This is a genomic window from Bacillus sp. REN16 (genome assembly GCF_020731355.1).
Classification (GTDB): Bacteria; Bacillota; Bacilli; order Bacillales; family Bacillaceae_L; genus Ferdinandcohnia.
Genome location: NZ_JAJFZK010000009.1, coordinates 222,445 through 230,967, shown reverse-complemented (window position 1 = coordinate 230,967; position 8,523 = coordinate 222,445). Strand labels below are relative to the sequence as shown.

The following is an 8,523-nucleotide window of genomic DNA, read 5'->3' as shown; positions in this document are numbered from 1 at the left end:
TCCTTTACCCAGTAAGGGTTCAGTCTGAATCCAGTGCTTTTTCAGTTGCCCCATGTATTCTTCCTCAAACTCTTGGAAAAAATAGTTGACAATGTCAATTGTTGTTTGTGTCATTTACTGTGAGGTGACTGAAAAAATGAGTGTTAAAGAAGCAATTGAGATCAGAGAAATTCTTCAACAATTGGTTCGTGATTTTGGTTTGTTACAGCGTAAAGGTTCAGAATGCTGTGGAATAACAGTCCTTCAAAGTCACATTATATATGAATTGGGTAAAAGTCCTCGCATTTCCTTAATTGATCTGGCTGAGAAATTATCTATGGATACCGGAATGCTAAGTAGGCAAATCAATAAAGTGGTGGAATTAGGGTATGTTTCTCGAACCCCTGATCCTAACGATAGACGTTATGTTGTTTTATTGCTTACTGAAGAAGGGCAATTAAAAGCAAACGAAATCTCCGGTCAAATGAATCAATACATTGGGCAGATTTTAGGGTTCATTCCAAATGATAAAAAGAATCAGGTTATAGATAGTTTACAGATCTTATTGAGTGCCATGAGGATGAATGATGGAGATGGTTCTGGTTGTTGTACCACTAAATAAATAGTGGTTTTCTTTTGGAAAAACATTTGACTTTATCAAGTATTGATAATAACAATTAAAGGAGGGTGCTTAATGATCATTAGAAAGGTCGAAATCAAAGACTTGTTAGAGGTTCTCGAGATATACAATCAAGGAATAGTTGACAGGGTTGCCACACTCGAGACTAGAAAGAAAGATCGAGACTATATCCATTCTTGGTTTAACAATCATCAAGGTAGATACGTTGGGTTAGTCGCAGAGAATGAAGAAAAAAACATCATCGGGTGGGCAGCCATAAGTCCATATAATCCTAGAGATGCCTATAAAGGAGTAGGTGAAATTTCTGTCTATATCCATCGTGACTTTAGAGGTAAGGGAGCGGGTCAAAAATTGCTAAAACAACTTGAAATAGAAGCATTGAATAACAATTTTTATAAGTTGGTTTTATTTACTTTCCCATTCAATCTTTTAGGTCAAGGCTTATATAACAAATTGCAGTACCGCCAAGTGGGGGTATTTAAGAATCAAGGAATTCTTGATGGCAAATTTGTAGATGTAATGGCAATGGAAAAAATATTAGGTACAACGTGTTAATTTATGCTTCTGTGTTTTACATACAGCAAATATCCAAATTACAAAGTCGAAGTAATCTTCTTTAACATACTTAATGAGAGGAAAGATGAAAATGGAATGGATTGAAATCAAACCTCATAATTAATTTTAGATATGCTATGAAGTATTCTTTAGTAGACAATGCACCTTAGAAAAGGCAAAGGAAATCACGTTCGAGCGTCTATTTCAGAAAAATAAAAGTACACTTGGGAACATTTCATTTGCACGTTTTACAAATGCGTATAAGGATTTAAAAGAGGAAGGAAAGTTAGTTTGATACTTTTTTTTCTTGAATATATAAGTATATAGTTATATGATTATGTGGGTTTTAGAATTTCAAGGGGGGAATTAGGTGTTGCATACAACCATTGAAATGGAGAATGCTGCTGTAATTTTAAAATTGCTTGGCGATAAAACAAGGCTGACAATGATGAAGTTAATTGATAATCAGGCTTGTTGTGTTTGTGAATTTGTTGAGATATTTCAATCTAGTCAGCCATCTATCAGCCAACATTTACGTAAATTGAAAGATTTAGGATTAGTTACGGAAGAAAGGAGAGGACAATGGATATTTTATTCAGTAAATAAAGGAAATGAGTATTATCCATTTATTAAACCCATTCTTGATCAACTACCTAATCAAGATTATAAATTAATATCACTTGAAGAAAACGGTACTCGAATTTCTTGTTGTTAAATTGGAGGAATTATTTTGTCAACAACGCTTTTACTTGCAATCATAATCTTTGTAGCAACTCTAGTTTTAGTAATATGGCAGCCTAAAGGGTTAAATATCGGTTGGTCTGCTTGTGGTGGTGCAATCGTCGCTCTTTTAGTAGGAGTTGTTAGTTTCAGTGATGTCTTCGAAGTGATAGATATTACTTGGAACGCAACATTATCGTTTGTTGCAATCATCCTTATTTCATTAATACTCGATCAAATTGGTTTGTTTGAGTGGGCAGCTCTACATATGGCGAGGATTGCAAAGGGAAATGGAATTAAAATGTTTGTCTACGTAAGTATTTTAGGTGCCATTGTTGCAGCTTTATTCGCCAATGATGGAGCGGCATTAATATTAACACCAATTGTACTTGCAATGGTTCGAAACTTGAATTTTAAAGAAAAAATGGTATTTCCGTTTATTATGGCTAGTGGCTTTATTGCTGATACAACCTCACTACCATTTGTAGTAAGTAACTTAGTGAATATTGTATCTGCTGATTTCTTTGGAATTGGATTTCTTGAGTATGCTTCAAGAATGATTATTCCAAACATATTTTCGCTAATTGCAACGATTGCAGTTCTACTTATTTATTTCAGAAGAAATATACCTAAAACATATGATCTATCAAAATTAAGAAAACCAGAAGAAGCGATTAAAGACAAAAAGTTGTTTAACCTTTCATGGTATGTTCTAGTGATGTTACTAATTGGTTATTTTACTAGTGAATTCGTGAATATCCCTGTATCCATTGTAGCAGGGATTATTGCGGTTCTCTTTATTCTAATGGCTGGAAGAAGTAAAGCCGTTAATACGAAGGCGGCAATTAAAGGGGCTCCTTGGAATATTGTATTTTTCTCGATTGGAATGTATGTGGTTGTTTATGGGTTAGGGAATGCGGGACTCACTTCTGTCTTGGCAAGTGTGATTGAAAATGTGGCTGAGGAAGGATTGTTTATCTCTACTGTTTCAATGGGCTTTATTGCAGCTATATTATCTGCGGTTATGAATAATATGCCAACTGTTATGATTGATGCCTTAGCAATTGCAGAAACGAACACGTCAGGTTTAATAAGAGAAAGTCTTATTTATGCAAATGTCATTGGATCCGATCTAGGTCCCAAAATCACTCCAATTGGTTCCCTTGCCACATTAGTATGGCTTCACGTATTATCACAAAAAGGAGTAAAAATATCGTGGGGAACATACTTTAAAACGGGGATTGTCTTAACAATACCAATCCTATTCTTTTCGTTAATTGGACTTTATATTTCATTACTATTTTTCTAAGGGAGAATGAGCTATGGCCAAAAAAACAATCTATTTTCTATGTACTGGGAATTCTTGCCGAAGCCAAATGGCTGAAGGATGGGCAAAAAAATGCTTAAATCCAGATGAATGGGAAGTTAAAAGTGCTGGAATTGAAGCACACGGACTAAACCCGAATGCGGTTAAAGCAATGAAAGAAATAGGAATTGATATTTCAAACCAAACTTCTGATATTATCCAACCTGAAATACTAAATAACGCAGACCTAGCTGTTACTCTTTGTGGTGATGCAAAGGATAAATGCCCTGTTACACCGCCTAATGTAAGACGGGAACACTGGGGATTTGATGACCCTGCAAAAGCAGAAGGAACGGAAGAGGAAAAATGGGCGGTTTTTCAGCGTGTTCGTGATGAGATTGGTGAAAGGATTAAACGATTTGCTGAAACAGGGGAGTAATAGTTAAGGCTTTATCCTCTTGCTTCCTTATTCTTTCTTCTATTATATATAGCTGTTACTTTCCTCTTCCCCGCGCTAAAAAATTGGTTCCTACTGCTAAATAGAAGGAATCTAAACGGCAAAGGGGACAGGAAGAGCAGTGGGTAGTCTTATTCAATCGTAAAATCAATACGAAACCAGGCTGGGTCTAATAGTGATCCAGTCTTTTTGATTTAATAATTACTGGTCTAATAATGCTTCAAATATCCGATATAATTGTTATCCATACTGTAAAAATTGCTGTATTAAGAGCAAAAAGCGTTATTTCCACTTGGAGTAACGCCATTTTACTGAAAAGAATCTACACTATTTCATTCTTTAACAACTTTCTAATAGCCAAACTTGCATCTTCTAAATACCCTTCTGGTGATTTACTACTGTTCTGTTTCCAATCTATTGAAGCTCCGTATATCATCCAACTTAACATCGTGGCCAGTATGCTTAGCTTTTCATTACTCACATCCTGATACTTCTTTAATAGAGATTGTAAGATAATCTGTTCAAGCTCCTTTTTTAATATGGCTTCGATATTCACGCTCATATCATGATAACTTTTTTGACATCGGGTTGATAAGCCCATATGGAATGTAGTAATAGATAAGAACAAACTCTTTAGCATTTCCTCGCTGAAATCTTCATTATTCGACAATTCCTTTAGTACATTCTCCAGTAAATCTTCTTTTATCACTTTTTCCAGCAAATCATATTTATCGAGAAAATGACGATAAAAAGTTGCCCGATTAATCATGGCTCCTGTTGTAATATCACTGATTTTGATACTGTTGAACTCCTTTTTTTCCAAGAGCTCTACAAAGGAATCAAAAATGAATTTCCTTGTTCGAATGGAACGCAAATCCGTGTTTTCCTCAGTCATTAAAATACCTCCATTTCAGAATGATAAGACATTTTTCGTGATTTGTGGCTTATGCAACAAAGTGAAGATTTTGTTGCTTGAGGGGTGAACAGATCATATCTATAATTTGATTATACAACAAGTGTTGCGTATGCAATAGTTGTAAAATTAATTCCCTTTTATTGTGGGAACAGGAATTTAGGAGGATTTATTAAATGAATTTATTAGTAGTTAAAGCAAATAATCGCCCGGCATCTCAGGGTGTATCTAGTAAAATGTATGAAACTTTCATGGAGTCTATAAAAGAGGCAAATAATCTAAATGTGACTGTCTATGATGTTTTTGAAGAAGATATGCCATACTTTGGGCAAGAATTATTTGATGCTTTCGGAAAATTACAAAGTGGCGAAGAACTATCGGAATTAGAACAACGTCTTCTAGCTGCGAAACAAAAAGCGAAAGATGTGTTTGCTACGGCAGATGTAGTTGTATTTGTTTTCCCATTGTGGAATTTAACTGTCCCTGCAAAACTTCACACATTTATCGACTATATTGATGAAGCGGGTTACACATTCAAATACGGTCCAGATGGTTCACCAGTCTACTTAATGCCGGAGAAAAAGATTATTCTAATGAATGCAAGAGGTGGGTATTATTCTTCACCGGAAATGCAGAAGATGGAACATGCTGTGAATTATATGAGAAGCATATTTGCTGGAATGTTTGGTATGCAAGTTACTGATGAGGTTGTTATTGAGGGACATAATGCAAGTCCTAATAAAGCAGAGGAAATCATTGAAAATGGAATGCGTAAAGTAACTGAAACAGCAGAGAAATTGGTTTATCAATATGTTTAATCGCACGGTGAAATAGATCCAATCAAGGAGGAGTTGAAATGTCTAATAAATCAACATTTAGTAGAGAAATAAGAGATTTTTGGTATCCAACATATAATAAAAATGGTTATCCACATGTCCAACAAGGAGTAATTCTTAATCCTGAGAGGAATCAAGAATTTTCTCCCTTTATTCTTATGGCCGAAGACTGGTATAAGCGTGGAGTCTTTGCCGATCATCCTCACCGAGGCTTTCAAACTGTAACATATGTTGTTGATGGAAGGCTTGAACATATAGATAATGCGGGTGGCTATAGCCTTTTAAATGCAGGTGATGTTCAATATATGAATGCTGGATGGGCAGCTAGACATGCGGAAGAGGCTTATGATGATGACTTGATTCATACATTACAGGTATGGCTAAACCTTCCAAAAAGTTTGAAGCGTACAGAAACAGCTTATCAAAACATCTATGTTGAAGATGCTCCTGTAGTGAACCTTGAAGGTGGTTCGATTCGAGTGTATTCAGGGGATATTGCAGGGGTAAAAGGACCAATGAATAGTTTGGTACCTATTACAATGGCGGAAGTTACCCTTCGTGAAGGAACTGAGTATACACATATTTTACCTGAGAATCACAATTCATTCTTGTACATGTTGGCAGGAGAGATGGAATTCGGAGAAAGTAAGACAAAGATAGGTAAAACAGGAGCAGCTACAATATCCTTTAATGAAGAAGGCTCAGAGTCTAACCAAAGTGAATTAAAAATAAAAGCAAAAACTCGTTCTAAAGTGTTGATATATTCAGGTGTTCCTATTCGGGAAGAAATTGCATTTGGTGGACCATTTGTAATGAATACAGCAGAAGAAATCCGGAAGGCATTTCGAGATCTTCAGCGAGGAGTATTTGGACCACCAGCAGTAAAAGAGTAAGGGGAATTTTCATAGGAAAGAAACTACATTGAGTGGAAGGCTGCACTTATACAATGAAGTATTTTAAATGAGTGATGGACTAGAATCGGGGTTTCATTTTTACCTCTTTATTCTTTTTTCTATTATATCTCCTTGCTAAAAAGTTGGTTTCCATGCTAAAAAGTCGGTACCTGCTGTTAAATAGTTGGTATCCAAATGGCAATTGAAGCGGGAAGAACAGCGGGCAGTCCGACATTTAATCAATCGGTTTATTAAATAAAAAATCAATCAAAATTCGGGGCGGGTCCGTCCAGTAGGACTTCGTCCCTTTTCTTTTCTAAAAGGCAAAGTAAAGGGAAAACAGCGGAAGTGGTGAGAATTCCTCCGCTGTAGTGTAAATTTGTACATTTTAATTTTCACTTTTAGTAGAGTCGTCTTTTTTACGAGATGCTAAACCTATGACCCCGCCAACTATAATAAATACAATGTTTAAAATGATTTCAAATCCTTGAAAGGCATCAACATAATTAACTAAAAACCAGCTTTTACCTCCATTTGTTAGATGATTAATTAGCCCTCCTACTCCTTGGATAAGGAATAGTAAACTAAGTCCACTAATAATTTCTTTCATGATGAACACCTCATTAAAATTTTTTTAATTTAATATGCCTCTAAGACCGATGTTGAAAAAAACTGCACCTACTACTCCTATCGCTACTAAGAGTGAAGAAATTGGAGCTTCATTTAATTTTGACCTGATTTTATTTAGAAATTGATGTAGTTTGTCTTTAAGCACAATATTAACTCCTAAAAGCAGTAGTGAAGGAAGCACCATTACAAGATTGTACCCAGTTATAATTAAGATAGAAGGAGTAGGCTCTATTGCTAGGTGATCCATTAATAAAATTGAATAAAAGTAAGGCAATGCAGTTACAAATTCAATTAGAAAAACAATGCTTCCTAATATGATCATCCCTTTGATAGTTGTGTTTGTGGGTATAATTGAAATTAAACGTTTTTTTGTAGTATCTTTTGGTTTACTGAAGCTAATTAGAACAAGAACCATTCCAAAAAGGATATAAAACCAATTGATGAAGTCAATTTCAGATAATTGTTCGATTCTCGTCAATAGTGATTCTCCACCAAAGTATAGTAATAAACCCATTACAAAGTAGCCTAATTGCGTAATAGATAGAAAAACAAGCAAGCGAGAAGATAATTGATTAGGTTGTGTCAATAATAAATAGGCTGTTACAGCGAGTACACCAGGACTAAATATGTCAACTAAGGCACAAATGGAAATAATTATTAAGGCTGTTGATATGTCTATTAATGAAGATGGCATCATTGCTTCAATCGTTTCTATCAATTAAATAGTACCTCCTTTTTAATATGTGGTATTATTATAGTACAATGTGCTAAAAAGATAATAACACACTGTGTTAAATAAGGGAAGTGGTTTTAATAATGCCAAAGATTGTTAATCATGAGCAAAAGAGGAAGTCGATTGCAGAAGCTGCATGGAATATTATTAAGCAAGAAGGGTTTGAGAAAGCATCAATACGCAGAGTTGCAACTGAAGCAGGGATGTCCTCTGGTGCGTTAAGACATTATTTTTCAACACAGGATGAAATGTTATTATTTATCATGAATTATTACCTGGAAGAAGGAAAAAAACGTTCTCAAAGTAAAAATTGGTCAGAAAACCCATTGCAAGCAGTTGAGGAAGTTCTATTAGAGCTTGTGCCAATTGACGAAAAAAAGAAAATTGAAACGAGTGTTTGGTGGATTTTTGCACTTCGCTCACTTACAAGTGATACATTAAAAGAAAAAAAAGATGAAATGACTAACGGAACGTATGAATTAGCGAATTCTATGATTCAGATGTTAGTTTTACAAGGGCTTTTACCCGAGTCAATTAATGTAGAATTAGAAACAAGTAGGCTATCAGCATTGATTGAAGGTTTGTCAATTCATGCTCTATTAAGACCTGATGTGTACTCCTCAGAAAAGGTTAAGGAAGTAATCCGTTATCATTTAGAAACACTTTGCAAAGTATGTAATTAGAAAGTTAATAAAATGAGTGCTCAATCAAATTGGGGGTGATTATGATTGAAAATAAAAAACTGAATCAATTTACATTGGTAGATGTTATTGAAAGGAAAATACATTTCACAAATACAAATACTATATTCGAGTAACGAGGGCTTTTCCTAATAAAGGTGGGATCAATACCATGCTTCTT

11 protein-coding genes are annotated in these 8,523 nt (G+C 35.0%); 8 read left to right on the top strand and 3 right to left on the bottom strand.

Annotated elements, in window-relative coordinates; all coding sequences use genetic code 11:
- Positions 1-136: 136 nt before the first annotated feature.
- From LKW28_RS14765 to arsC, 5 genes are all read left to right on the top strand, one after another.
- Complete coding sequence (locus tag LKW28_RS14765; RefSeq protein ID WP_229141109.1) at positions 137-601, top strand: MarR family winged helix-turn-helix transcriptional regulator; 465 nt, start codon at positions 137-139, stop codon at positions 599-601.
- 72 nt (positions 602-673) lie between these two features.
- Positions 674-1,174 carry an arsinothricin resistance N-acetyltransferase ArsN1 family A gene (locus LKW28_RS14760; protein WP_229141108.1) on the top strand — a complete coding sequence of 167 codons (501 nt, stop codon included), beginning with the start codon at positions 674-676 and terminating at the stop codon, positions 1,172-1,174.
- A gap of 370 nt (positions 1,175-1,544) precedes the next feature.
- Positions 1,545-1,889, top strand: coding sequence for an ArsR/SmtB family transcription factor (locus tag LKW28_RS14755; RefSeq protein ID WP_229141107.1), 345 nt, complete (start codon positions 1,545-1,547; stop codon positions 1,887-1,889).
- 15 nt (positions 1,890-1,904) lie between these two features.
- Positions 1,905-3,203, top strand: a complete 1,299-nt coding sequence (locus LKW28_RS14750; protein ID WP_229141106.1) for an arsenic transporter — start codon at positions 1,905-1,907, stop codon at positions 3,201-3,203.
- 13 nt (positions 3,204-3,216) lie between these two features.
- The gene (arsC, locus tag LKW28_RS14745; protein ID WP_229141105.1) at positions 3,217-3,639 is read left to right on the top strand and encodes an arsenate reductase (thioredoxin); all 423 of its coding nucleotides are present in this window, start codon (positions 3,217-3,219) and stop codon (positions 3,637-3,639) included.
- Positions 3,640-3,979: 340 nt separating this feature from the next.
- On the opposite strand, the gene LKW28_RS14740 is transcribed toward arsC, so the two are convergent.
- Entirely contained in the window at positions 3,980-4,552 is a 573-nt protein-coding gene (locus LKW28_RS14740) for a TetR/AcrR family transcriptional regulator (RefSeq protein WP_229141104.1), read from the bottom strand.
- Between the two features lie 194 nt (positions 4,553-4,746).
- On the opposite strand from LKW28_RS14740, the gene LKW28_RS14735 reads away from it, so the two are divergent.
- Together LKW28_RS14735 and LKW28_RS14730 are read left to right on the top strand one after the other, a co-directional pair.
- A complete protein-coding gene (locus LKW28_RS14735) occupies positions 4,747-5,388 on the top strand; it encodes an FMN-dependent NADH-azoreductase (protein WP_229141103.1) in 642 nt (213 codons plus the stop codon).
- A gap of 38 nt (positions 5,389-5,426) precedes the next feature.
- A complete protein-coding gene (locus LKW28_RS14730; RefSeq protein ID WP_229141102.1) occupies positions 5,427-6,299 on the top strand; it encodes a pirin family protein in 873 nt (290 codons plus the stop codon).
- A 388-nt stretch (positions 6,300-6,687) separates the two neighbouring features.
- Here the strand turns inward: LKW28_RS14730 and LKW28_RS14725 are convergent, their stop codons facing one another.
- Both LKW28_RS14725 and LKW28_RS14720 read right to left on the bottom strand, forming a co-directional pair.
- Complete coding sequence (locus LKW28_RS14725) at positions 6,688-6,909, bottom strand: hypothetical protein (protein ID WP_099354670.1); 222 nt, start codon at positions 6,907-6,909, stop codon at positions 6,688-6,690.
- A gap of 24 nt (positions 6,910-6,933) precedes the next feature.
- On the bottom strand, positions 6,934-7,647 hold the full coding sequence (locus LKW28_RS14720) for a GAP family protein (protein WP_102029500.1): 714 nt from the start codon (positions 7,645-7,647) through the stop codon (positions 6,934-6,936).
- A 98-nt stretch (positions 7,648-7,745) separates the two neighbouring features.
- Here LKW28_RS14720 and LKW28_RS14715 point away from each other — a divergent pair, with 98 nt between their 5' ends.
- A complete protein-coding gene (locus LKW28_RS14715) occupies positions 7,746-8,345 on the top strand; it encodes a TetR/AcrR family transcriptional regulator (protein WP_099354672.1) in 600 nt (199 codons plus the stop codon).
- The last annotated feature ends 178 nt before the right edge of the window (positions 8,346-8,523 follow it).

Bases quoted from the DNA above. Each gene is read 5' to 3' on its own strand.
- LKW28_RS14725 (WP_099354670.1), bottom strand. From the start codon at position 6,909: ATGAAAGAAATTATTAGTGGACTTAGTTTACTATTCCTTATCCAAGGA.
- arsC (WP_229141105.1), top strand. From the start codon at position 3,217: ATGGCCAAAAAAACAATCTATTTTCTATGTACTGGGAATTCTTGCCGA.
- LKW28_RS14715 (WP_099354672.1), top strand. From the start codon at position 7,746: ATGCCAAAGATTGTTAATCATGAGCAAAAGAGGAAGTCGATTGCAGAA.
- LKW28_RS14765 (WP_229141109.1), top strand. From the start codon at position 137: ATGAGTGTTAAAGAAGCAATTGAGATCAGAGAAATTCTTCAACAATTG.
- LKW28_RS14730 (WP_229141102.1), top strand. From the start codon at position 5,427: ATGTCTAATAAATCAACATTTAGTAGAGAAATAAGAGATTTTTGGTAT.
- LKW28_RS14760 (WP_229141108.1), top strand. From the start codon at position 674: ATGATCATTAGAAAGGTCGAAATCAAAGACTTGTTAGAGGTTCTCGAG.
- LKW28_RS14735 (WP_229141103.1), top strand. From the start codon at position 4,747: ATGAATTTATTAGTAGTTAAAGCAAATAATCGCCCGGCATCTCAGGGT.
- LKW28_RS14740 (WP_229141104.1), bottom strand. From the start codon at position 4,552: ATGACTGAGGAAAACACGGATTTGCGTTCCATTCGAACAAGGAAATTC.